Below are 23,693 nucleotides of genomic sequence, written 5' to 3' on the forward strand. Positions count from 1 at the left end.
GGTGGTGACGGCCCCGCGCGGGGGCCGTCACCGTCGACGTTACTTGCCCGGGACGCGGAGGATCAGGGCGTCGCCCTGGCCGCCGCCACCGCACAGCGCCGCGGCGCCGAGGCCGCCGCCGCGCCGCTTCAGCTCCAGCGCCAGGTGCAGCACGAGCCGGGCGCCGGACATGCCGATCGGGTGGCCCATCGCGATGGCGCCGCCGTTGACGTTCACCTTTTCGGGGCCGACCCCCAGGTCCTTCATTGACTGGTGGGAGACCGCCGCGAACGCCTCGTTGATCTCGATCAGGTCCAGGTCGGCGACCTCGCGGCCCTCCTTGGCCAGCGCGTGCGTGATCGCGTTCGCCGGCTGCGACTGGAGGGAGTTGTCCGGGCCGGCGACGTTGCCGTGCGCGCCGATCTCGGCGATCCACTCCAGGCCCAGCTCCTCGGCCTTGGCCCGGCTCATCACCACGACGGCCGCCGCGCCGTCGGAGATCTGCGAGGCGCTGCCGGCGGTGATGGTGCCGTCCTTGGTGAAGGCCGGGCGCAGCTTGCCCAGGGACTCGGCGGTGGTCTCCGGGCGGATGCCCTCGTCCTTGGCGAAGACCACCGGCTCGCCCTTGCGCTGCGGGATCTCCACCGGGGTGATCTCCGCCTCGAACAGGCCGTTCTTCTGCGCGGCGGCGGCCCGCTGGTGGGACGCGGCCGCGATCTCGTCCTGCTCGGCGCGGCCGATGCCCAGCCGGGTGTTGTGCTTCTCGGTCGACTCGCCCATGGCGATGTTCTCGAAGGCGTCGGTCAGGCCGTCGTACGCCATCGCGTCCAGCATCTGGACGGCGCCGTACTTGAAGCCCTCACGGGACTTCGGCAGCAGGTGCGGCGCGTTGGTCATGGACTCCTGGCCGCCCGCGACGACCACGTCGAACTCGCCGGCGCGGATCAGCTGGTCCGCGAGGGCGATGGCGTCCAGGCCGGAGAGGCAGACCTTGTTCACCGTCAGCGCGGGCACGCTCATCGGGATGCCGGCCTTGACCGCGGCCTGCCGGGCGGGGATCTGGCCCGCGCCCGCCTGGAGGACCTGGCCCATGATCACGTACTGGACCTGGTCGCCGCCGATACCCGCCCGGTCCAGCGCGGCCTTGATGGCGAAGCCACCGAGATCGGCGCCGGAGAAGGACTTCAGCGAGCCGAGCAGTCGTCCCATGGGCGTGCGGGCGCCCGCGACGATCACGGAGGTGGTGCCGTTGGTGCCAGTCATGCTGCGGCCCCTTCGAGGAGGATGTGAGTGAGGGTTAACCGTCAATGTACTGAGGGGTACCCGGCCGGTCACCGGTGCACGGGTGTGACCGTGCGCACGTTGCGTAACCGCGCCGGGAGCGGTGTCCTAAGAAAATGCTGACGCGCATCGACCACATCGGGATCGCCTGTTTCGACCTGGACAGGACTGTTGAGTTCTACCGTGCCACGTACGGCTTCGAGGTGTTCCACACCGAGGTCAACGAGGAGCAGGGCGTGCGGGAGGCCATGCTCCGGATCAACGGCACCGACGACGGCGGGGCCTCGTACATCCAGCTTCTCGAACCCGTGACGGAGGAGTCCACCGTCGCGAAGTGGCTGGCGAAGAACGGCGAGGGCGTGCACCACATCGCCTTCGGCACGGCCGACGTCGACGGCGACGCCCAGGCCATCGGCGACAAGGGTGTGCGGGTCCTCTACGACGAGCCGCGCCGGGGCTCGATGGGCTCCCGCATCACCTTCCTGCACCCGAAGGACTGCCACGGCGTGCTCACCGAGCTGGTGACCTCCGCCCCCGCCGACGAACAGCACTGACCCGCCGCCCCGGGCCGCACCCCGGGGCAGAACCCCGACCCGGGACCCAGCGCCCGGACCCGCCGTCCGACCCGCCGCCGGACCCGCCGCCCGACCACCGGGTGTCACCTTTCCGACCCGAACGGCTACCGACGGTCACCCCCGAGGGGTGGAACGCCCGGCGACACGACCGTTCGCCCGGAACATCGGTAGAGTGGCCGGCGCGGCGAGCGGCGGCGATCAGGTCCTGGGCCCGTTCCACGTCCCGCCGATGATCTGACACCATTTCCCTCAGGTTCTTCGGGTTCCTCGGGACGCCCCCTCGGGGACGCTCCGTGGAACATCCCCCGGGACGTACCGAGTTCCTGGGACTCCCGGAGGACCCTCCGGGAGCCGATCAGTTCACACACCTTGTCAACCAGGGGACGGATGGGACCGCACGGTGCGGGGCTACGACCGCTACGAGGCTGACGACCACCTCTCGCGTTTCGAGGCCGAGATGGAGCGGCTGAAGAAGGAGCGGGACAAGGCCGTCGACCACGCCGACGACCTCGGCTACCAGGTCGAAGTGCTGCGCGCCAAACTGCACGAGGCGCGCCGCGGCCTCGCCGCGCGTCCGTCCGGTTACGACGACCTCTCCGGACAGGCCGAGCAGCTGCTCCGCAACGCCCAGTTGCAGGCCGAGCAGATGCGCGCGGACGCCGAACGCGAACTGCGCGAGGTCCGCGCCCAGACCCAGCGCCTCCAGCAGGAGCAGGCCGAGGCCCGCGCCCGCATGGAGTCCGAGCTGCACACCGAGGCGGTACGCCGCCGGCAGCAGCTCGACCAGGAGCTGGCCGAGCGCCGCGCCACCGTCGAGTCGCACGTCAACGAGAACGTCGCCTGGGCCGAGCAACTGCGGGCCCGCACCGAGGCGCAGGCCCGCCGGCTGCTGGAGGAGAGCCGCGCCGAGGCCGAGCAGTCGCTCGCCGCCGCCCGCGCCGAGGCGCAGCGGCTCGCCGAGCAGGCCCGGCAGCGCGTGGCGGCCGACACCGAGACGGCCCGGACGGAGGCCGACGGCCTGCTGCGGCGTGCCCGCGCCGAGGCCGAGCGGCTGCTGGGCGCCGCCTCCTCGCAGGCGAAGGAGGCCACCGACCACGCCGAGCGGCTGCGCAGCACCGCCACCGCGGAGAGCGAGAACTCCCGCCAGGAGGCCGCCCTCCTCACCCGGCAGGCCGAGGAGCGCATACAGGAGGCCGAACGCGCCCTGCGCGAGGCCCGCGCCGAGGCCGACAAGCTGGTCGAGGAGGCCGGCAGCACCGCCGCCAAGCGCCTCGCGGACGTCGAGTCCGACGCCGAGCAGCGCGTGCGCACGGCCAGGGCCGAGGTCGCCCGCATGGTCGGCGAGGCCACCAAGGAGGCCGACGGGCTGCGCTCGGAGGCCGAGCAGCTGCGCGAGGACGCCCGCGCCGAGGCCGAACGGCTGGTCGCGGAGGCACGGGAGACGGGCCGGGCTCGCACCGCCGAGGAGTCCGCCGCCCAACTCGCCGAGGCCGCGCGCAAGGCCGAGGAGATCCTCAGCAAGGCGTCCGAGGAGGCGCAGGCCACCACCAGGAGCGCGGCCGAGGAGGCCGAACGCCTCCGCGGGGAGGCCGAGCGGGAGTCCGACCGGCTGCGCGCCGAGGCCCACGACACCGCCGAGCAGCTCAAGGGATCCGCCCAGGCGGACACCAAGGAGTACCGCGCCAAGACCGTCGAACTCCAGGAGGAGGCACGGCGGTTGCGCGGCGAGGCCGAGCAGCTGCGGGCCGAGGCCGTGGAGGAGGGCGAGCGCATCCGCGGCGAGGCCCGCAAGGACGCCCTCCAGCAGATCGAGGAGGCCGCGCGCCGGGCCGAGGAGCTGCTCGGCCAGGCGAAGGCCGACGCCGAGGAGACCCGCAACTCCGCCACGTCCGAGGGCGAACGCGTCCGCACCGAGGCCATCGAGCGTGCCACCGCCCTGCGCCGCCAGGCCCAGGAGTCGTTGGAACGCTCCCGCGCGGAGGCCGAGGAGCTGCGGTCCTCCGCCGCGGAGGCCGCCGAGACGCTGCGCACCGAGGCCGAGGAGGCCGCCCGCCGGCTGCGCGCCGAGGCGGAGGAGCAGGCCGAGCAGGCCAGGACCGCCGCCGCCGAGGAACTGGCCGCGCTGCGCGCCGAGGCGGAGGCGAAGATCTCCGGCGCCGAGGAGGCGCTGCGCGACGCCCGCGCCGAGGCCGAGCAGCTGCGCGAGGAGGCCAGGAACGAGATCGAGCGGCAGCGCGCCGAGGCCGCCGAACGGGTCCGCGCCCTGCACGAGCAGGCGTCCGAGGACGCCGAACGGCTGCGCACCGAGGCCGCCGCCGACGCGTCCGCCGCCCGCGCCGAGGGCGAGGCTGTCGCCGTACGGCTGCGCACCGAGGCCGCGACCGACGCCGAGCGCCTCCGCACCGAGGCCCAGGAGGCCGCCGACCGCACCCGCGCGGAGGCGGCGGCCGCCGCCGAACGCGCCGCGACCGAGGCCGCCGAGACCCTCACCGCCGCCCAGGATGAGGCGAGCCGGCGCCGCCGGGAGGCCGACGACCTGCTCGCCGACGCCCGTGAGGAGGCGCACCGCGAACGCTCCCAGGCGCGAGAGCAGAGCGAGGAGTTGCTGTCCTCGGCGCGGCGCCGCCTCGAGGAAGCGCAGGCGGAGGCCGCCCGGCTCACCGAGGAGGCCGAGCGGCGCGCCGACGAGCTGGTCTCCTCCGCCGAGCAGCACGCCACCGGGGTCCGGGAGTCGGTCGCCGGGCTGCGCGAGGAGGCGGAGGAGGAGATCGCCGGGCTGCGTTCGGCCGCCGAGCACGCCGCGGAGACCGTCCTGCGGGAGGCCGAGGAGGAGGCCGAGGCGGGCCGCGCGCTCGCGGAACGCACGGTCGGCGAGGCCATCGCGGAGGCCGCGAGGCTGCGCGAGAGCGCCCAGTCCGAGGCGGACCGCAGCCGCGCCGAGTCCGACCGCGTCCGGGACGAGGCCAGGGCGGACGCCGCGCGCAAGCTGGCGGAAGCCGCCGAGAAGGCGGACACGCTGGTGAGCGGTGCCCAGGAGGAGGCCGACAAGCTGCTCCGCGCCGCCCGTACGGAAGCCGACGAACTGGTCACCACGGCCCGGGCCGAGGCCGAGGAGCTGGTCTCCTCCGCGACGGCGGAGGCGGAGGAGCTGGTCTCGTCCGCGACGGCCGAGGCCGAGGAGACGCTGGGTTCGGCACGGACCGAGGCGGAGGAGACGCTGTCCTCCGCACGGACCGAGGCGGAGGAGCGGGTGACCACCGCTCGGGCGGAGGCGGTCCGGCTCGCCGCCAAGGCCGAGGAGCAGGCCGACTCGATGGTCGGCGCCGCCCGCGCCGAGGCCGAACGGATCGAGCGGGAGGCCCGCGCGGAGAGCACCGCGCTGGTCGAGCGCGCCCGTGAGGACTCCAACACCATGCTGGAGGAGGCCCGTCGGGACGCCACCGCCATCCGCGAACGCGTCGAGGAGCTGCGGGAGCGCACCGAGTCGGAGATGGAGGAGCTGCACGAGCGGGCGCGCAAGGAGGCCGCCGAGGCGATGAAGTCGGCCGGGGAGCGCTGCGACGCGCTGGTGAAGGCCGCCGAGGAGCAACTCGCCGAGGCCCGGGAAATGGCCGAGAAGGAACTGTCGGAGGCCGCCGAGAAGGTGGAGAAGCAGCTCTCCGACGCCAACTCCGAGGCCAGCAAGGTCCGGATCGCGGCGGTGAAGAAGGCCGAGACCCTCATCAAGGAGGCCGAGCAGCGTCGTTCGCAGGCGGTCCGGGAGGCCGAGCGCATGCGCTCCGAGGCCGAACGCGAGGCGGAGCGGATGCGGGAGGAGGGCCAGCGGGACCTGGACCTGTTGGTGCGCCGGCGGGAGGACATCAACGCCGAGATCTCCCGCGTCCAGGACGTGCTGGAGGCGCTGGAGTCGTTCGAGGCGCCGGGTGGTGCCGAGCGGAACGGCAAGGGCGCGCGCGGCGGCAAGGGCGACCGGGACCAGCCGGCCGGCTCCGGCCGGAAGGGCGACCCGAACGGTTCGGGCGGCTCGGACGACAGCGCGTTGACCGCGGGCGCGGGTGCGGGTGTTACCCGTTCGGGCGGCAAGAAGTCACGGAACTAGCCACTCGAAAGAGGGCACATTCTCCACATCAAACGGGCATCCGCTCGATGACACGCCGAGTCTCCCCCTAGGATTCTGCCCAGCACCGCAATGGTCTCGTCCGACAGGAACCCCAATGAGTGACACCGCCCCGCGTCTCGATCCTCCTCCCGACGGATCGCCGATCGAGCGGCGGGGGCACGGCCGCGCCCGGGTCGGCGTGACGAGGCGACGCCGCCGGCAGGGGCACTACGGTGTACCGCTCCCCCGAGGAGCGGGGACGGGCCCGCAAGGATTCCCCCTATAACCTCACCGGTCTCTTTTCGACAGGATCCCCATGAGCGACACTTCCTCCCCGTACGGTTTCGAGCAGGTGCGGCGCGGTTACGACCGCCAGCAGGTCGACGAGCGCATCTCGAAGCTGATCTCCGACCGCGACAACGCTCTCGCCCGCATCACCTCGCTCGAGAAGCGAATCGAAGAACTCCACCTGGAGACGCAGAACGCTCAGGCGCAGGTCAACGACGCCGAGCCCTCCTACGCCGGCCTCGGCGCGCGGGTGGAGAAGATCCTCCGCCTGGCCGAGGAGGAGGCCAAGGACCTGCGCGAGGAGGCCCGTCGGGCCGCCGAGCAGCACCGGGAGCTGGCCGAGAACGCCGCCCAGCAGGTCCGCGAGGACGCCGAGAACTACGCCACCGAGAGGAAGGCGAAGGCCGAGGAGGAGGGCGTCCGGATCGTCGAGAAGGCGAAGGGCGACGCCGCCTCGCTCCGCTCCGACGCGGAGAAGGACGCCCAGTCCAAGCGCGAGGAGGCCGACGCGCTCTTCGAGGACACCCGCGCCAAGGCCGCGCAGGCCGCCGCCGACTTCGAGACCAACCTCGCCAAGCGGCGTGAGCAGTCCGAGCGCGACCTGGCCTCCCGCCAGGCAAAGGCGGAGAAGCGGCTGGCCGAGATCGAGCACCGGGCGGAGCAGCTGCGCCTGGAGGCCGAGAAGCTGCGCACCGACGCCGAGCGCCGCGCCCGCCAGACGGTGGAGACCGCCCAGCGCCAGGCCGAGGACATCGTCGCCGACGCCAACGCCAAGGCCGACCGCGCCCGCAGCGAGTCCGAGCGCGAGCTGGCGGCCCTGACGAACCGTCGGGACAGCATCAACGCCCAGCTGACCAACGTCCGCGAGATGCTGGCCACGCTGACCGGTGCCGCCGTGGCGGCCGCCGGCCAGCCCGCCGACGACGACGAGGGTCTGAGCAAGGGCGTGCCCGCGCAGCAGTCCCGCTGAGGCGCGAGGCGGCCCCGGCGGGTACCCCGACCGCCCGGCACGACGGAGTTCACGCTCCGGCAGGGCCCGGACAGCGCTCCGGCAGCACGGCGACGGGCGTCCGACACCCCAGCGGGTGCCGGGCGCCCGTCGCCGTTTCCCTACCGGAACGTGACCTTCCGGTTGGCCCGCGACCTGTGGTGTCGGTTAGCGTCCGTCCTATGATCGAGCTCACGGGGTTGACCAAGCGATACGGTTCGACGACCGCCGTGGACCGCCTCTCCTTCACCGTCCGGCCAGGCGTCGTCACCGGCTTCCTCGGCCCCAACGGCGCCGGCAAGTCCACCACCATGCGGATGATCATGGGGTTGGACAAGCCGACGTCCGGCGACGCGCTTGTCGACGGCACGCACTACGCCAAGCTGAAGGAACCGCTCACCAGGGTGGGCGCGCTGCTAGAGGCCAGGTCCGTGCAGGGCGGGCGGACCGCCTACAACCATCTGCTGTGGCTGGCGCAGTCCAACGACATCCCGGCACGCCGGGTGGACGAGGTTCTCGGCCTCGTCGGCCTGACCGAGGTGGCCAGGAAGCGGCCCAGCGGCTTCTCCCTCGGCATGGGCCAACGCCTGGGCATCGCCGCCGCGCTGCTCGGCGACCCTCGGATCCTCATGTTCGACGAGCCGGTCAACGGGCTCGACCCCGAGGGCATCCACTGGATCCGCAACCTGATGAAGCAGCTGGCAGCCGAGGGCCGCACGGTCTTCGTCTCCAGCCACCTCATGAGCGAGATGGCGCTCACCGCCGACCACCTCGTGGTGATCGGCAAGGGGCAGCTGCTCGCCGACATGCCGATGGCCGAGTTCATCAGCCAGAACTCCCGCAGCTACGTACGCGTGCGGACACCGGAGCCGGAGCGCATGCGGGACGTGCTGACCGCGGGCGGTGTGCACCTCGCCGACGGGCCCGACGGCACCATCGAGGCGGAGGGCACGGACGCCGCGAAGATCGGTGAGCTCGTCGCCGCCGAAGGCGTCGTACTGCACGAACTCAGCCCGCAGCAGGCCTCGCTGGAGGAGGCGTTCATGCGGCTGACCGCGCAGACCGTCCAGTACCAGGCGGGGCCCGGCACCGCCGCCGGCGCCGGCTTGGCGGCCGGACCGAACTGGCAGCAGCCCCCACAGACCACGGCGCCGGGCGGACCCGTCGACGTTTCGAAGGTCGACGTTTCGCAGAAGGAAGGGAACTGAACGATGGCCCAGCTCACACGGGTGCTCAGTTCGGAGTGGACCAAGATCAAGACCGTGCGGTCGACCGTCTGGACCCTCGCCCTCACCTTCCTCACCACCGTGGTGATCGGCGTCCTGTTCTGCCTGCTCGTCAGGTACCTCATCCCCGCCGGCGAGCGGGGTGTCTTCGACCCCACGTTCACGAGCTTCGGCGGCATCAGCATGGGGCAGCTCGCGGTGATCTGCTTCGGCGTGCTCGTGGTGACCTCCGAGTACAGCTCCGGCATGATCCGCGCCTCGCTGTCGGCCGTCCCCCAGCGCGGCCTGCTGATGGGCGCCAAGACGCTCGTCGGAGTGGGAGCGGCGCTGGCGGTGGGACTGGTGACCGCGTTTGTCTCCTTCTTCCTCGGCCAGTTGGTGCTCGGCAGCGAACTGAACACCTCGATCGGCGAGCCCGGCGTCCTGCGCGCGGTGATCGGCGCGGGCGTCTACCTGGCGCTGATGGCCGCGCTGTCCATGGGCGTGGCCTGGCTGCTGAGGTCGCCGATGCTCTCCTTCGGCATCCTCATCCCGCTGTTCTTCCTGGTGTCCGGGATCCTCGGCATGATTCCGCGCGCCCGGGACGTGGCCCAGTTCCTGCCCGACCAGGCGGGGTCGACCATCATGGCGGTCGGCGACATGGGCGAGTTCGGCGGGATCGACCGCGCGTACGGCCCGTGGGGCGGCCTGCTGATCATGGTCCTCTGGGTCGCCGCCGCGCTCGCGGCCGGGTACGCGACGCTGAAGTCCCGGGACGCCTGACGGGCACCACGCGGAGGGGCGGGCCGTCGATCGGGTGAGGCGCGGCGGGCCTGCCGCCCCGCCGGCCACGCTCCGGCGATAATCGCTGCTGTTCATCGCCCTGGAGGCCCCGGGCGAACGACGGCCGCGGGGAGAGCGTGAGGCGTCATGGCCGACTGGTGGCAGCGGAACGTCATGGAGCCGGGGAAGCTGCCGCTCCTCATGTGCCTGCTGGCGTTTGTCCTCACGTTCATGACGACCCGGACGATCACCCGGCTGATCCGGGCGGGGAAGGGCCCCTTCCGCGACGTGAGCCCGGGCGGGCTCCATGTGCATCACGTCGTGCCGGGAATCCTCCTCGCCACCGTGGGCGGCTTCGGGGCGGTGGCCGCTCAGGGACAGGGGTGGGGCAAGGCCGCCGCGGCCATGCTCTTCGGCATCGGTATCGGGCTGGTACTGGACGAGTTCGCGCTGGTGCTCCACCTCTCGGACGTCTACTGGAGCGACCAGGGCCGCCTCTCCGTGGAGATCGTCCTCCTCACCACCGCGGTGGTGGGCCTGCTGGTGCTCGGCGCGGTCCCGTTCGGCGTCGACGACGTCGACCCGGACGAGGCCGGGCGGCGCTGGACAACGGTCGCCGTCGTCCTGACCAACTTCCTTTTTGTCGTGATCGCCTGTGCCAAGGGCAAGTTCGGGATGGGCGTGGTGGGGGCCGTGTTTCCCCTTCTGGCCTGGGTGGCGGCAGTGCGGTTGGCCCGACCCGACTCGGTGTGGGCGCGCCGCTTCTACCGTGAGGGCTCCCGTCGGCGGCGACGGGCCGCGGCGCGTGCCGCCCGGCACGACGCCCGGTGGGGCGGGTTGTGGCGGACGGCCCAGAACGCCCTCGCCGGGGCCCCCGACCCGGCACCGCGCGGCGAGACGGGGGATCGATCCGACCAGACAGGTCAGTAGCGCGGTGCCTGCCGGGAGCGCTGGATCCTCGCCGCCCGGCGGTCCCGCGCGTTCCAGCACGCCTTGTGCCAGTGCCGGCGGTCGTCCCCGTCGCCGTACTCGGGCCAGGCCACCACGTGGGGCACGCCCGGCGGGATCTCCTGGTCGCAGCCGGGGCAGCGGTAGTGCTTGACCGCGGCGGCACCGCTGATGTGCCGCACCGACCACTGCTCGCCCAACCAGTTGTCCGTACGCTGGAGACCGTGGCGCTCGCCCACCTCGGCCTCCGGGCCCGACGTGGCGTGGGAACGCGGACGGTTGCGGCGGGGAGACACAGGACACCTCTACACGGTCGGGGCCGGCGGCGCTCCGGCCGGTGACGGTTCCCGTCAAGGGTAGGGGGTCGCCCACCCCGTCGGCACCCGGACGGGGTCCGGTTCACCCTCGCTGTTGATCTCCTCCCGGCGACCGCGGCGCCCGCCTCCCCGCACCGCTGTCGATGATCGGAAGAATCCCCGCGCGCGGCCGTGCCTTTGGCACGTGTCAGGCGTTAGTGCCGTAGGAGAACCGCGCTGTAGGAGAACCGCGGTGTCGGCGGCTCAGGAGGGGCGATGTTTGTTGGGGCGTTTGTACTGGCCGCCCAGTTTCCCGGGCAGGGCCACGCCGAGGCGCTGCACCGGGCGGTACGCGCGGTGGAGGTAGCCGAGCACGCCGGTCTGCACTCGGCGTGGCTCGCCGAGCACCACTTCGTGCCGTACGGGACCTGCCCGTCGGCCACCACGCTGGCCGCCTACCTGCTGGGCCGCACCGAACGGCTGCGGATCGGCACGGCGGTGAGCGTGCTCCCCACCGCGCATCCCGTCGCGCTCGGCGAACAGGCCGCGCTGCTCCACCTCACTTCAGGCGGGCGGTTCACACTCGGCGTCGGACGCGGTGGGCCGTGGGTGGACCTGGAGGTGTTCGGCGGCGGGCTCGCCGCCTACGAGGAGGGCTTCCCCGAGTCCCTGGACCTGCTGCTGCGCTGGCTGCGGGAACCACGGGTGGGCGCCGAAGGGCGGCGGTACCGGTTCCGCGAGGTGGCCGTCGTGCCGCGCGCGGACGAGGCCCTGGAGTCCGGGCTGCCGCCCTCCCCGCCCGTGGTCCTCGCCTGCACGTCGCCGTCCTCCGTCCGGCTCGCCGCCGCGCGCGGCCTGCCCATGCTGCTCGGCATGCACTGCGGGGACGCGGAGAAGGCCGAGATGGTGGCGATGTGGCGGCGGGAGGCCGAGGCGGCCGGACATCCGCACGAGGTCGTGGCGCGCGCGCCCCACGTCTCGGCCGGTGTCGTCCAGGTCGCGGACACCCGGGAGGAGGCCGTCGAGGTGCTGGCGAAGGCGATGCCCGGCTGGTTCCGGCTCGGGCTCGGCGCGCACGTGACGGTCGACGGTCGGCGCCGGCAGATGCGGGACCCGGTCGCCTACACCGACCTGTTGTGCTCGCTGCACCCGGTGGGCCCGCCCGCGCTGTGCGCGGAACGACTGAACGCCACCGCCGAACGCACGGGGATCACACAGTTCGCGCTGCTGGTGGAGGGGTCGGGCGATCTCGCGGCGACCGAGACGAACGTGCACCGGGTGGGGCGGGAGGTGCTGCCGCTTCTCGCTGGCGGGGAGAGCGGCAGCCACACCGGCGCGCGGTTCGGAAGGTCCGGGAACTGACGGCTCCCGGACGGCGGTCCCGGACATGGCGGACGGCCTCGGGGTCCCGCGGCCGCCTCCGGGCGGGTCAGCAGTCCCGCAGCTCCGGTGACTGGTTGAGCAGCTGACCGCGTATCGAGGTGAAGCGGGCGAGTCGGTCGTCGGCCGAGCCGTCCAGCGGGAAGACGGCGACCCGGTGGCAGTTCTGGAACGCGAGGCGCACCCCGAAGTGCCGCTCCAGCGCACCCCTGATGGCGTCACTCGCCAGCGCCCGGAGCAGCTGCCCTCGGGCCTGCTCGTTCGGCGGAGGCGTCTGGTTGTCGGCGAACTCGCCACCGTCGACCTGGAGTCGGGCGACCAGAGTGCTGACCATCTCCCAGGCGTACGGGAGGGAGTTCTTGACGCAGTCGACGAACTCGCCTTCGTCAACCTCGCCTCGCTCGGCCTGTTCGAGTAGGGCCGGTGAGACGTCGAGCGACATGGGGTTCTCCTCTCGCGGCCCCACTGGTGCGGGGCCTCACGGACGGGGCAGGAGGGGACGCCTCACAACTCGACGCGCACTCGCTTCGCTCGGCGACACCTCCACTACCTACCGTAAGTCCCGAAGGGGCAACCGACCATACGGTTGCGTACACAACCGGCCACCTTCGAACAGGTAGAAGCAGGGGCGAATCGCGCGGACACCCCTACGTCAAGTAGCGTGGCCGACCATGCGTCTTGTCATCGCCCGCTGCTCCGTGGACTACGCCGGCCGCCTCACCGCCCACCTGCCCTCCGCCCCCCGACTGATCCTGGTCAAGGCGGACGGCTCGGTGTCCATCCACGCGGACGACCGCGCCTACAAGCCCCTCAACTGGATGTCGCCTCCGTGCACCCTGAAGGAGGGCGAGGACGGGGTGTGGACCGTCGTCAACAAGGGGGGCGAAAAGCTGATCATCACGATGGAGGAGATCCTCCACGACTCCTCCCACGAACTGGGCGTGGACCCCGGCCTGATCAAGGACGGCGTGGAGGCGCACCTCCAGGAACTGCTCGCCGACCGCATGGAGACCCTCGGCGAGGGCTGGTCCCTCATCCGCCGCGAGTACCCGACGGCCATCGGCCCGGTGGACATCCTCGGCCGCGACCACGAGGGCGTCACGGTCGCCGTGGAGATCAAGCGCCGGGGCGAGATCGACGGCGTCGAGCAGCTGACCCGCTACCTCGACCTGCTGAACCGCGACCCCCACCTGGCCCCCGTCAAGGGCGTCTTCGCGGCGCAGGAGATCAAGCCGCAGGCCCGGGTGCTGGCCACGGACCGCGGCATCAGCTGTGTGACTCTCGACTACAACGCGCTGCGCGGCATCGAGGACGACAAGCTCCGCCTCTTCTGACGCCCCACGCCCCACAGCCGACTCGTTCCGCGCCGCCGCCTGAGCCCCGCCGACTGAACCCCGCCGACTGAACCCTGCCGCCTGAGCCCCGCGCCTGCGAGCGGTGCACCGGACCCCCGCCGGGCGGAGCCCCGCCGGGCGCCTCAGGCGGCGACGAGCGTGTCCTCCGTCGCCGAGGCCGACGCCGTGGGCGTGGTCGGCGGCGAGGACGAGGTGAAGCTCGCGCTCGGCTCCGGGTCGGGGTCCGGGTCGTCCGTCTCGGTGGGCGTCGGTGTCGGTGTCGGCGTCGGCTTCTCCGGCTCGGTCGGCGGCGTGCTGGGCGTCCGGGTGGGCTCGTCCGGGTCCGTGGGCCGACGGGTGGGCTCGGAGGGCTCCGCCGTCGGTGTGCCGGGCTCGGAGGTGGGCCGCTCCGACTCGTCGGGGTCCGTGCCCGAGGGGGACGGGCTCGGCGCCGACTCGGTGGGAGCGACCGGACGGAGGGGGTCGGCGGGCGGCGGCGCCTGCGAAGTCCTGTCGCGCTCCACGACGTTGGACGGGAACGGCTGTTCGTCACTGGACGTCGACGTGCTCGGCCGGACGTCGCTGGTCGGGGCGTCCTTGCCGGAGGTGTTGCCGAGCGTCATCACCGTGCCGAGGACCACCGCGAGCAGGACGCCGGCGCCGGCCGCGGCCATGTTGCGCCGCGCGGTGCCGACCACCGGCCAACGCCGCCGCCCGGCAGGCCCGTCGCCGGCGGACGGCTCCGCCACCGGACCGCGGGGCGGCACGGCGCCCTGGACGGCCGTCGCCAGCCGGGTACCGGTCGCCGGGGTCTCGGGGCGCACCGCCGCGCCCGGCAGATGCGGTTCGGGCGGCGTGGCGGCGGGGGCGGTCCGGTCCTCCACCAGGGCCAGCGCGCGGCGCCCGGCCACCGCTCCGCGCTTGTCTGCCAGCGCTCCGCGGAGACCGATGGACGCCTCGAGCTCCGCCCTGGCCCGCTCGACGTTGCCCTGGCAGAGCGCGAGCACGCCCAACTCGTGGTGGAAGTAGGCTTCTTCGGCGACCTCGCCGGCGAGGCGGGCGGCCTCCTGGCCTCCGCGAAGCGCGCTCTCCCACGCCGACCACAGCAGGGAGGCGGCGAAGACCGGTGAGGCGGTGTGCGCCAGCAGGGCGGCCGTGCTCGGGTGACCGGCCTTCTTGGCACCCTGTATCGCGGACAGCACGGCCCCGGCCTCGGTGGCCACCCGTTCCGCGGTGACGGACGGATGCCCCGCCCACCACGCGTAGTGCCGTGCCGCCCGCAGCGCGCGGTCGGCGGTGTCCCGCTCGTCGGCGAAGTCCGGCAGCTCACCCGCCTGGTCGGCGGCGGCCCGGGCGGCGACCAGCTGACCGGCCACGCCGCCGGAGAGGCGGTAGCAGGCGCCGCTCGCGGTGGCGAGGCCGGCGGCGGCGAGCTCGGCCAGGGCGGTGTCCGCGCGGGGGTCGTCCACCAGCGCGGGCAGGTGGGCCTGGTGGGGCAGCTCCCCTCCGAGCGCCAGCGCGAGGCGCAGCGTCTCCAGCGCCAACGGCGAGAGCGCGGCCGCGACCTGCGCCGGGGAGATCGACACCGACAGCGGGGGCAGCGCGGATGACGGTGAGGGGTCCGGCGTCTCGCCGGCCGCCGTCGGGGCGGCACCGGTTCCGGCCCGGCCGGACGCGGCCGCCGCCTCCTCGGCGCTGTCCTCGGGCGCGGTGTCCGGCGCGGCCGGATCCTCGACGTGTACGCGGTCGGCGGGGAGCGCGTGGAGAGCGGTTCCTGCCGGCCGGTCGTCGCGCTCCTGCCGCCCCTCGTCGGGAAGCGTGTCCTTCGACAAGGCGGTGGGAACGGCGTCGGCGGGCTCGGAGTCCGGCTCCACGGTGTCGGACGACGCCGTGTCGGACGACGCCGTGTCGGACGACGCGGCATCGGGGCGGTCCGCGTCGGCGTTGTCGGCCGGCGTGGCGGCCGGGGCTCGCAGGCGGTCCCGGTGCCGCAGCAGCGCGCCGGCCTGGAGGAACCGCAGCGGCAGCCCCTCCGACTCGAACCACAGGTCGGCGGCCCATTCGGTCTCGTCCTCGCTCAGCGGCCGGCGGGCGGCGAGCGCGAGCAGTTCCATGCAGGCCGTCCGGCTCAGGCCCTCCAGCGGCACCTCGACCAGGCCCGTCTGGTCCAGGGGCGGGGCGGCGTCCGGCGTGGCGGAGATGAGGAAGGCGCACTCGGGGGTGGCGTGCAGCAGCTCCTCCAGGGCCGACCCGCCGAACTCAGCGTCGTCCAGCACCACCACGGCGCCGATGCGGGCGACCGCCTCCAGCAGTTCCGCGCGACCGAGCCGGTGCCGGGGGGCGTCGTGGACGGCGGCGAACATCTCGTGGAGCAGGTCGGTCGGGGTGCGGCGGTGCCCGCTGAGCCGGAGGACGCCGTCGGGCGCGAGGTCCGCGCAGTCGGCCGCCACGGCGTTCAGCAGGGCTGTCCGGCCGGACCCGGAACGGCCGACGAGCCGTACCGAGCGCCCCTGGGCGAGCAGCGCGACCAGGCGCTTGCGCTCCTCGGTGCGTTCCAGCAGCGGCAGGTCCAGCGCGGCCTCGCCGGCCGGCGGGGCGGGCTCGGCGGCGCGCTGCCGGGCCTCACGGGCCTCGGCGGTGCGTCGCTTCGGAGGCTCGGGGAGCGAGGTGGGAGGACATATCTCTATCTCGCTGCCGTCGACGGGGTTGACGGTCACGAGGTAGTCGGCCGCGACCAGCTGCACCGTTCTCGCCAGCGCCCCGCTGTCCCGGCCCTGCGGCCCCCGGTGCGTCGGGTCCATGGTTCAAAACCCCCAGAACGTGGCGAGCAGTGTGGTCCGCCTGTGCGACAGGCTGTGTGGTCCGCCTGTGCGACAGGACATGCGCACCCTAGACCGCTGTTCACCTCCGCCGCAGCCCGCCCCCGGCCCGTGGGCACAATCGTCACGGCTTTGTGAGGGTTTCCCCTTCGATGGCGAGGATGCGGTGGAGCCGGGTCGCCACGAGAAGGCGCTGCATCTGCGGGGGGACGGCACGCAGGACAAGACGGCGACCGCACCGGCCGGCCCTGCGGTGCGCTCCCATGATCACGCCGAGGCCGGTGGCGTCCCAGGAGTCCAGCGCGGCGAGGTCGAGCACCAGGTCCCCCTCGCCGGCGTCGAGCGCACGGTGCAGTGTGGTGCGGGCGTCCGCTGCGCTGCGGACGTCGAGGCGGCCCCCGACGACCAGCTCGGCGTGGTCGCCCTTGATATGCATAACGCGCTCCCTGTGCGGCTACCTCGGATGAACCTTCGTGTCCTTGTGTCTCATCACAACTGACCGTCCCTCAGGACGGGAAGTTGCCGTCCGTGCTCGAACCGATACCGAGTTCACCCTCGCGGGTGAACGAATCCCACCGGCTGTTCGGCTCAGGTCTGCCCGGGGTGCCCGCCGCCGGAGGTCGGCGCGGGCACCCTCGGCTGGTCTGCCCGGTGGGGTCAGTAGCGGTAGAACCCCTCGCCGCTCTTGCGGCCGAGGTCGCCGGCGTCCACCATGCGGCGCATCAGCTCGGGCGCGGCGAACTTCTCGTCCTGCGACTCGGTGTAGATGTTGTTCGCCGCGTGCAGCAGGATGTCCACCCCGGTGAGGTCGGCGGTGGCCAGCGGGCCCATGGCGTGACCGAAGCCGAGCTTGCAGGCGACGTCGATGTCCTCGGCGCTGGCGACACCGGACTCGTGCAGCTTGGCCGCCTCCACGACCAGGGCGGTGATCAGCCGGGTGGTGACAAAACCGGCGACGTCGCGGTTGACGACGATGCAGGTCTTGCCGACGCCCTCGGCGAACTCCCTGGCGGCTTCGAGGGTCTTGTCACTCGTCTTGAGGCCGCGCACCAGCTCGCAGAGCTTCATCATCGGCACCGGGGAGAAGAAGTGGGCGCCCACCACGCTCTCCGGGCGCTGCGTCGCCGCGGCGATCTTGGTGATCGGGATGGCGGAGGTGTTGGAGGCGAGGACGGCGTCGTCCTTCGCCAGGCCGTCGAGCGCGCGGAAGATCTCCTGCTTGACCTCCAGCTTCTCGAACACGGCCTCCACGACGACGTCCGCGTCCGCGACGGCGTCCAGGTCGGTGGTGGTGGTGATCCGGCCGAGCGCCGCCTCGGCGTCGTCCGCCGCGAGCTTGCCCTTCTCCACGAACTTCTTGTAGGACGCCTCGATGCCGTTGCGCCCCCGGGCCAGCGCCTCATCGGTGACGTCGCGCAGGACGACGTCCCATCCCGCCTGCGCGGAGACCTGGGCGATACCGGACCCCATGAGTCCGGCTCCGATGACGGCGAGCTTCTTGGCCACGTTCTTCCCCTCGCTGGAATGGATGAGTGTGCGCTCTCAGGCGGACCTTAGCGCCCGTGAGCGACCGGTGGGGGGCGAAGAGATGCGCGTCACGTCTCACCAGATGGACATCACACTTTCGGGGCCTTCGGGGCCAGTTGGCCGGCGCGGACGGGGCGCGCGGCGACGTTCACGGACGGCTTCCCGGTCCTCCTGAGACGCCCGGGAGGGGCTCCGCCGGTGACGGTGATCCGCCACGGCCCGGCCGTGGGTCGTAGGCTCGCGGCATGGTCAACCTCACGCGCATCTACACCCGCACCGGCGACAGCGGTACCACCGCGCTCGGCGACATGAGCCGCACCGCCAAGACGGACTCCCGCATCGCCGCCTACGCCGACGCCAACGAGGCGAACGCCGTCATCGGCACCGCGCTTGCCCTGGGCGAGCTGGCCGAGGAGATCCGGACCGTCCTGGTACGGGTGCAGAACGACCTCTTCGACGTGGGCGCCGACCTGGCCACTCCGGTCGTGGAGAACCCGGAGTACCCGCAGCTGAGGGTGGAGCAGAGTTACGTCGACCGGCTTGAGGCCGACTGCGACCACTTCAACGCCGAACTGGAGAAGCTTCGCAGCTTCATCCTGCCCGGAGGCACGGCCGGGGCCGCGCTGCTGCACCAGGCCTGCACGGTGGTCCGGCGGGCCGAGCGCAGCACCTGGCACGCGCTCGAGGAGCACGGCGAGACGATGAACCCGCTGACCGCCACCTATCTGAACCGGCTCTCGGACCTCCTGTTCATCCTGGCCCGGACCGCGAACAAGGAGTCCGGCGACGTGCTCTGGGTGCCCGGCGAGAACCGCTGACCGGCGCCGCCGGAGTCGGCGGCCGCCGCGGCGGTCTGTGCGTCGGCCGGGGCTTCCGCCGACGCGGCGGTAGGTCCGTCGGTCGGCGGCCGCTTGGGCCAGAACGTGTAACTCGCCGCGATGATCAGGGAGATCACCACCACGATCCCCATGCGCGCCTGCCACTCACGCAACGACTGCGCCTGGGCCTCGTTGCCGACGTACCACGCGGCGAGTTGGAGCAGGCCGGCGGCTATGCCCGCGCCGAGCACGCTGCGACCGGCCATCTTCCACTCGTGGACCGCGCGCGGCCAGCCGTGGCGCGGCGGCTTGACCGGCGGCGGGCCGCCGAGGAAGCGGTGGGTGAAGTGCCCGTCGGCCCAGCGGATCAGGTAGTGGCCGTAGGCGACGCTGAAGCCTATGTAGACGGCGGCGAGGCCGTGCTTCCAGTCGGGCTCGGCGCCGCGCCGCAGGTCGAGCGCGGTGACCACCAGCAGGACGATCTCCAGCAGCGGCTCGCACAGCAGCACGGCCACGCCCAGCCGGGGCATCCGGGCCAGGTACCGCAGGCAGAGGCCTCCGGCGAGCAGAACCCAGAAGCCGATCTCGCAGATGATGATCAGGGTGACGATCACGGGGACGACCAGCCTTCCCACGCGGCCCTCGAACGTGGCCGACTCGACTGGTCCCAGCATCTCGGCCGGAGCGCGGCCGGCCATCGTCTGCACTGACGATCTCGGAGTGCATCAAAAGATGTACTCCTGCTCAGCCGAAAGGTGGCTTTCTGCCTTCTGGCCGGCCGCTCAGCGCAGCAGCGCGACCAGCAGGAGGACCACGCCCGCCAGCCCGCACAGCCCGGAGCCGACAAACCACAGCGTCAGCTGCCGGGTGTCGCGCCGGAGCAGTTCCTCCTCCGACTTGGCCGACACGATGTACGTGCCGCCCTCGCTCGGCCTGGCGATCTCCAGGTGCCCCCGCACGTCGGTCGCCTCGCCGTGCACGAACAGCCTGGTCCCCTGGCGCAGCACCCACTCCTCGTGCTTGAAGCCGAGGGTGCCGTCGCCCTGGCGGGTGGTGAGCGTGATCGGCCCGATGCTCAGGCCGCCCTCGCCGCGCCCCTGGTGCTGGACGAAGTTGTCGAGGGTCTTGTCGGCGCCTATCGTCTCGGCGCCCTCCGGCCGGATGGCGATCCTCCCGCTGTCGTCCTCGACGAGGAACCCGGTGTCGCTGGTGAGGGCGGAGACCGTCTCGTGCTGAGTGGTGCGCCGGCGGTTCCCGTTGGAGTCGCGGCGGATCTCCTCGTACTTGCGGGTGATCTTGTGCCGGTGCCAGACGCAGTCGACCTCCTGGAGCTGGGACTTCAGCAGTCCGCGCTGGTCCGGCAGGGCGATGCCGACGACCTCGCACGGGTAGCGGAAGTGCCCCGGCCCCGCGGCCTCGGCGGCGGCCTGCCGCATGGCGCTCAGCTCGGCGACGGTGAGCGTCTCGGTGCGTTCGAGCCTGCCGATCCGCTTGTTGGTGAGATGTGCCAGGATGCCGAACAGCACCGCGAACACCAGTGCCAGCACACCGATGAAGACCACGTCCGCGCTCCCCCGTTTCCCTCGTGAACCGCCGCGCAGGACTCTACCGCCGTGCGGGCCGCGGCGGACCGGCCGTGCTGTGATGGACACATGGCCGTGACCATCGCCCGACCCCACCGTGACGACGTGCTCATCGCCGTGTGCGGTGCCGCCGGCGGTCTGGCGCTGTGGTTCCTCGGCCTCTTCACCAACCCGCCGCTCGCGGAACGGCACGGTGAGCTGGCGCTGGTCACGCTCGCCGTGATGTGTGTGGCGGTCCTCGGTCGGCGGGTGGCGCAGCCGTGGGCGCTGCTACTCGCCGTGCCGACGGTGGTCGCGGACGCCTTCACCGGCTCGGTGCTGGCGACGCTGATGCTGTTCACGGACGTGGTGTACGCGGCCGCGCTCTACGGTCGGCCACGTCTCTCGCGCGCGCTGCTGCCCGCTTCGGTGCTGCTGTCGGTGGCGGTGACCGCGGCGGTGCTGGCGGTGTCGCGCCGCCCGGAGGCGGTGGTGCTCGGCATCGTGTGCGCGCTGGTCACGGCGGCGCCGGCCGGGACGGGGATCCTGGTGCGGCAGCACCGGGACCGGGCCGCGGCCGAGCGGCTGCGTGCCGAACAGACCGCGCTGCTGGCCGAGATGGACCGCAAGCAGGCGGTGCACGCCGAGCGCGCCCGGGTGGCGCGGGAGCTGCACGACCTGGTCGCGGGGCACCTGTCGGCCATCGCGCTGCACTCCACCGCCGCGCAGAGTCTGGACGACCCGGCCGCCACCGGGCGGGCGCTCGCGGTGATCCGGGAGAACAGCGTGCACGGCCTGGCGGAGATGCGGCGGCTCATCTCGCTGCTCCGCTCGGAGGAGGCGGAGGACGGCTCGGCCCCCGCGCCCGCCGCGGTGCCCAAACTGGCCGGCCTGTCGGCACTGGTGCGGCGCGCCGAGGCGGACGGCGACGGCGCCGGCCTGGTCTTCGAGTTGCACGACGAGATCGGCGGGCGGCCGCTGCCGGCGCCGGTGGAGTTGGCGGCGTACCGTCTGGTCCAGGAGTCCCTGACCAACGCGCTGAAGCACGCGGCGCCGGGCCGGGTGAGAGTGCGGCTCGCCGAGCGGCGCACAGGTGAGTCCGGGCGGGAGCGTCCGGCGCTGTCGGTCAGTGTGGCCTCGCCGCTCGGCGGTCCGGCCGAGCCGCGGGCGCCGGGTTCGGGCAGCGGGCTGGTGGGGATGCGGGAGCGGGTCGCCCTGCTCGGCGGGGTGTTCGACGCGGGTGAGCGGGACGGACGTTGGCTGGTGCGGGCGTTGCTCCCGCTGGACGAGGGGAGCGGGGAGCGATGACGATCCGGGTGCTGGTCGCCGAGGACCAGGCATCGGTGCGTTCGGGGCTGGTGCTGATCCTGGGCAGCGCCGCGGACGTGGAGGTGGTCGGGGAGGCCGCCGACGGCGTGGAGGCGGTGGAGCTGGCGCGGCGGCTGCGGCCGGACGTCGTTCTGATGGACGTGCAGATGCCCAGGTTGGACGGGGTGACGGCGACCCGGCAACTGACGGCCGAACAGGTCGCGGACGTCCTGGTGTTGACGACGTTCGACCTGGACGAGTACGTCTTCGGCGCACTGCGCGCGGGCGCCGCCGGCTTCCTGCTCAAGGACACAGACGCCGCGTCGCTGGTGGAGGCGGTGCGCACGGTGGCGCGCGGGGACGGCATGATCGCGCCGGCCGTGACCCGGCGGCTGATCCGCCGGTTCGCGGCGACGCCGGGCGACGGTCTGCCGGGGCTGCCGGGTGTGGCGCCCTCCGCTGCGAAACCGGGAGGCGGCGGGGCTCCGGAGGAGCTGGCGTCCCTCACCGCCCGGGAGCGGCAGGTGCTCGCGCGGGTCGCCGAGGGGTTGTCCAACGCGGAGATCGCGAGTGCGCTCGGCATGGCCGAGGGTACGGTGAAGACCCATGTCAGCCGGGTGTTGGGCAAGTTGGGGCTGCGTAGTCGGACGCAGGCGGCGGTGCTGGTCAGGGAGTGGGGCGTGTCGGCGGACTGAGGGAGGCCGCGAGGCGCCGCCGGGCGGGCCGGCCGAACTCGACGGATTCGTTCAGGAGTTGGAGCCACGATCCAATGTGGTCCAGACCTATTGACCAAAGGTATGGACCATTCTACGCTCCCCCACAACTGCGGCGAGCCATGTCCCCACAGCGCTCGCGAGGCGGCGCAGCTCCCCCGTTTCCCAGGTCTTCGGACTCAGGGTCGATATGAGGAGTACCCCTTGAGATCAGGCACCGCAAGACGCTTCAAACGAACCGTGGGCGCCATCGCGCTCGCGGTGGCCGTACCTCTCGCCGGCGTGATCGGCCTGGCCACCCCCGCACAGGCCGCCGAGGCCACCGCCACGTACACCAAGTCCGCCGACTGGGGCTCCGGCTTCGAGGGCAAGTGGACGGTGAAGAACACCGGGAACGCCCCGCTCAACGGCTGGACCGTGAAGTGGACGTTCCCTGCGGGCACCACCGTCGTCTCCGCCTGGGACGCCGACGTCACCAGCTCCGGCACGACCTTCACCGCCAAGAACAAGGGCTGGAACGGCGCCCTCGCACCGGGTGCCAGTGTCACCTTCGGCTTCAACGGCAAGGGCAGCGGCGGCGGCGACGTCAGCGGCTGCACGCTGAACGGCGCCGCCTGCGACGGCAGCGGCGGCCCGCAGGAACCGGAGGAGCCCGAGGAGCCGGAAGAGCCGGAGGAGCCGGGCAACCCGGGCCCCGGCGGTGAGCACATCAACCTCGGCTACTTCGTCGAGTGGGGCGTCTACGGACGCAACTACCACGTCAAGGACCTGGTCACCAGCGGCTCGGCGGCCAAGCTGACGCACATCAACTACTCGTTCGGCAACGTCCAGGGTGGCAAGTGCACCATGGGCGACAGCTACGCGGCGATCGACAAGGCGTACAGCGCCGCGCAGAGCGTCGACGGCAAGGCCGACACCTGGGACCAGCCGCTGCGCGGCAACTTCAACCAGCTGCTCAAGCTCAAGAAGCAGTACCCGCACATCAAGGTGCTGTGGTCCTTCGGCGGCTGGACCTGGTCCGGCGGCTTCGCGGACGCCATGAAGAACCCGGCCGCGTTTGCCAAGTCCTGCAACCAGCTGGTCAACGACCCGCGCTGGGCCGGCGTCTTCGACGGCATCGACCTGGACTGGGAGTACCCGAACGCCTGCGGTCTGACCTGTGACAACAGCGGCCCCGCCGTGATGCGCGACATGATGCGCGCCTTCCGCACCGAGTTCGGTTCGAAGCAGCTGGTGACCGCCGCCATCACGGCCGACGCCTCCGCCGGCGGCAAGATCGACTCCGCCGACTACGCGGGCGCCGCGCAGTACACCGACTGGTACAACGTCATGACGTACGACTTCTTCGGCGCGTGGAACGCCAAGGGCCCGACCGCCCCGCACTCCCCGCTGCGCTCCTACCCCGGCATCCCGCAGGCCGGCTTCGACAGCGACGCCGCCATCACCAAGCTGATCGCCAAGGGGATCCCGGCGAAGAAGCTGCTCCTGGGCATCGGCTTCTACGGCCGCGGCTGGACCGGCGTCACCCAGTCCGCCCCCGGCGGCACGGCGACCGGCCCGGCGCCCGGCACCTACGAGCAGGGCATCGAGGACTACAAGGTCCTGAAGAACAGCTGCCCCGCCACCGGCACCATCGCCGGCACCGCGTACGCGCACTGCGGTGACAAGTGGTGGAGCTACGACACCCCGCAGACGATCGTCGGCAAGATGAACTACGCCAAGCAGAAGGGCCTCGGCGGCGCCTTCTTCTGGGAGTTCAGCGGCGACACGGCGAACGGTGAGCTGATCAC

General features: G+C 72.6%; 20 protein-coding genes. 12 read left to right on the forward strand and 8 right to left on the reverse strand.

What is annotated here, in order from left to right:
- Window positions 1-39 precede the first annotated feature (39 nt).
- Window positions 40-1,242 (reverse strand): acetyl-CoA C-acetyltransferase, encoded by a 1,203-nt coding sequence (locus GL263_RS03420; RefSeq protein WP_182854049.1) that lies wholly within the window; start codon window positions 1,240-1,242, stop codon window positions 40-42.
- 134 nt (window positions 1,243-1,376) lie between these two features.
- On the opposite strand from GL263_RS03420, the gene mce reads away from it, so the two are divergent.
- The 6 genes from mce to GL263_RS03450 all read left to right on the forward strand — a co-directional run bounded on the left by mce (window position 1,377) and on the right by GL263_RS03450 (window position 10,128).
- Window positions 1,377-1,814, forward strand: coding sequence for a methylmalonyl-CoA epimerase (mce, locus tag GL263_RS03425; RefSeq protein WP_182854050.1), 438 nt, complete (start codon window positions 1,377-1,379; stop codon window positions 1,812-1,814).
- 421 nt (window positions 1,815-2,235) lie between these two features.
- Complete coding sequence (gene scy, locus GL263_RS03430) at window positions 2,236-5,934, forward strand: polarized growth protein Scy (RefSeq protein ID WP_182854051.1); 3,699 nt, start codon at window positions 2,236-2,238, stop codon at window positions 5,932-5,934.
- 316 nt (window positions 5,935-6,250) lie between these two features.
- Window positions 6,251-7,192: a coiled-coil domain-containing protein gene (locus tag GL263_RS03435; protein WP_182854052.1), complete on the forward strand. Its 942-nt coding sequence runs from the start codon at window positions 6,251-6,253 to the stop codon at window positions 7,190-7,192.
- A 200-nt stretch (window positions 7,193-7,392) separates the two neighbouring features.
- Window positions 7,393-8,418 carry an ABC transporter ATP-binding protein gene (locus GL263_RS03440; RefSeq protein WP_182854053.1) on the forward strand — a complete coding sequence of 342 codons (1,026 nt, stop codon included), beginning with the start codon at window positions 7,393-7,395 and terminating at the stop codon, window positions 8,416-8,418.
- A 3-nt stretch (window positions 8,419-8,421) separates the two neighbouring features.
- Window positions 8,422-9,198 (forward strand): ABC transporter permease, encoded by a 777-nt coding sequence (locus GL263_RS03445; RefSeq protein WP_182854054.1) that lies wholly within the window; start codon window positions 8,422-8,424, stop codon window positions 9,196-9,198.
- A 147-nt stretch (window positions 9,199-9,345) separates the two neighbouring features.
- The gene (locus GL263_RS03450; protein WP_182854055.1) at window positions 9,346-10,128 is read left to right on the forward strand and encodes a hypothetical protein; all 783 of its coding nucleotides are present in this window, start codon (window positions 9,346-9,348) and stop codon (window positions 10,126-10,128) included.
- Here GL263_RS03450 and GL263_RS03455 read toward each other — a convergent pair.
- A complete protein-coding gene (locus tag GL263_RS03455; RefSeq protein WP_182854056.1) occupies window positions 10,122-10,442 on the reverse strand; it encodes an Rv1322 family protein in 321 nt (106 codons plus the stop codon). The genes GL263_RS03450 and GL263_RS03455 overlap by 7 nt on opposite strands.
- 276 nt (window positions 10,443-10,718) lie before the next feature.
- Between GL263_RS03455 and GL263_RS03460 the strand changes: the two genes are divergently transcribed.
- On the forward strand, window positions 10,719-11,804 hold the full coding sequence (locus GL263_RS03460) for an LLM class flavin-dependent oxidoreductase (protein WP_182854057.1): 1,086 nt from the start codon (window positions 10,719-10,721) through the stop codon (window positions 11,802-11,804).
- Window positions 11,805-11,871: 67 nt separating this feature from the next.
- Here GL263_RS03460 and GL263_RS03465 read toward each other — a convergent pair whose 3' ends face one another.
- Window positions 11,872-12,264 (reverse strand): SCO5389 family protein, encoded by a 393-nt coding sequence (locus tag GL263_RS03465; RefSeq protein WP_182854058.1) that lies wholly within the window; start codon window positions 12,262-12,264, stop codon window positions 11,872-11,874.
- 229 nt (window positions 12,265-12,493) lie between these two features.
- Here GL263_RS03465 and nucS point away from each other — a divergent pair, with 229 nt between their 5' ends.
- On the forward strand, window positions 12,494-13,156 hold the full coding sequence (nucS, locus tag GL263_RS03470; RefSeq protein WP_182854059.1) for an endonuclease NucS: 663 nt from the start codon (window positions 12,494-12,496) through the stop codon (window positions 13,154-13,156).
- 143 nt (window positions 13,157-13,299) lie between these two features.
- Here nucS and GL263_RS03475 read toward each other — a convergent pair whose 3' ends face one another.
- The 3 genes from GL263_RS03475 to GL263_RS03485 all read right to left on the reverse strand — a co-directional run bounded on the left by GL263_RS03475 (window position 13,300) and on the right by GL263_RS03485 (window position 17,481).
- Complete coding sequence (locus tag GL263_RS03475; protein ID WP_182854060.1) at window positions 13,300-15,957, reverse strand: ATP-binding protein; 2,658 nt, start codon at window positions 15,955-15,957, stop codon at window positions 13,300-13,302.
- 142 nt (window positions 15,958-16,099) lie between these two features.
- Window positions 16,100-16,411: an STAS domain-containing protein gene (locus GL263_RS03480; RefSeq protein ID WP_182854061.1), complete on the reverse strand. Its 312-nt coding sequence runs from the start codon at window positions 16,409-16,411 to the stop codon at window positions 16,100-16,102.
- Between the two features lie 221 nt (window positions 16,412-16,632).
- Entirely contained in the window at window positions 16,633-17,481 is an 849-nt protein-coding gene (locus GL263_RS03485; RefSeq protein WP_182854062.1) for a 3-hydroxyacyl-CoA dehydrogenase family protein, read from the reverse strand.
- 266 nt (window positions 17,482-17,747) lie between these two features.
- Between GL263_RS03485 and GL263_RS03490 the strand changes: the two genes are divergently transcribed.
- Window positions 17,748-18,320 carry a cob(I)yrinic acid a,c-diamide adenosyltransferase gene (locus tag GL263_RS03490; protein ID WP_182854063.1) on the forward strand — a complete coding sequence of 191 codons (573 nt, stop codon included), beginning with the start codon at window positions 17,748-17,750 and terminating at the stop codon, window positions 18,318-18,320.
- Here GL263_RS03490 and GL263_RS03495 read toward each other — a convergent pair.
- Both GL263_RS03495 and GL263_RS03500 read right to left on the reverse strand, forming a co-directional pair.
- Window positions 18,224-19,018: a hypothetical protein gene (locus tag GL263_RS03495; protein WP_438947909.1), complete on the reverse strand. Its 795-nt coding sequence runs from the start codon at window positions 19,016-19,018 to the stop codon at window positions 18,224-18,226. The two genes, GL263_RS03490 and GL263_RS03495, sit on opposite strands and share 97 nt — an antisense overlap.
- 84 nt (window positions 19,019-19,102) lie before the next feature.
- Window positions 19,103-19,882 carry a GIDE domain-containing protein gene (locus GL263_RS03500; RefSeq protein WP_182854064.1) on the reverse strand — a complete coding sequence of 260 codons (780 nt, stop codon included), beginning with the start codon at window positions 19,880-19,882 and terminating at the stop codon, window positions 19,103-19,105.
- Between the two features lie 90 nt (window positions 19,883-19,972).
- Here GL263_RS03500 and GL263_RS03505 point away from each other — a divergent pair, with 90 nt between their 5' ends.
- From GL263_RS03505 to GL263_RS03515, 3 genes are all read left to right on the forward strand, one after another.
- On the forward strand, window positions 19,973-21,190 hold the full coding sequence (locus GL263_RS03505; RefSeq protein ID WP_182854065.1) for a sensor histidine kinase: 1,218 nt from the start codon (window positions 19,973-19,975) through the stop codon (window positions 21,188-21,190).
- A complete protein-coding gene (locus GL263_RS03510) occupies window positions 21,187-21,885 on the forward strand; it encodes a response regulator (RefSeq protein WP_182854066.1) in 699 nt (232 codons plus the stop codon). Before GL263_RS03505 ends, GL263_RS03510 begins: the two co-directional genes overlap by 4 nt.
- Before the next feature lie 258 nt (window positions 21,886-22,143).
- The coding region (locus GL263_RS03515) for a glycosyl hydrolase family 18 protein (protein ID WP_438947910.1) at window positions 22,144-23,693 on the forward strand (1,550 nt) is incomplete at its 3' end.

This window comes from Streptomyces durbertensis (genome assembly GCF_014156695.1).
In the GTDB taxonomy this organism is placed as follows: Bacteria; Actinomycetota; Actinomycetes; order Streptomycetales; family Streptomycetaceae; genus Streptomyces; species Streptomyces durbertensis.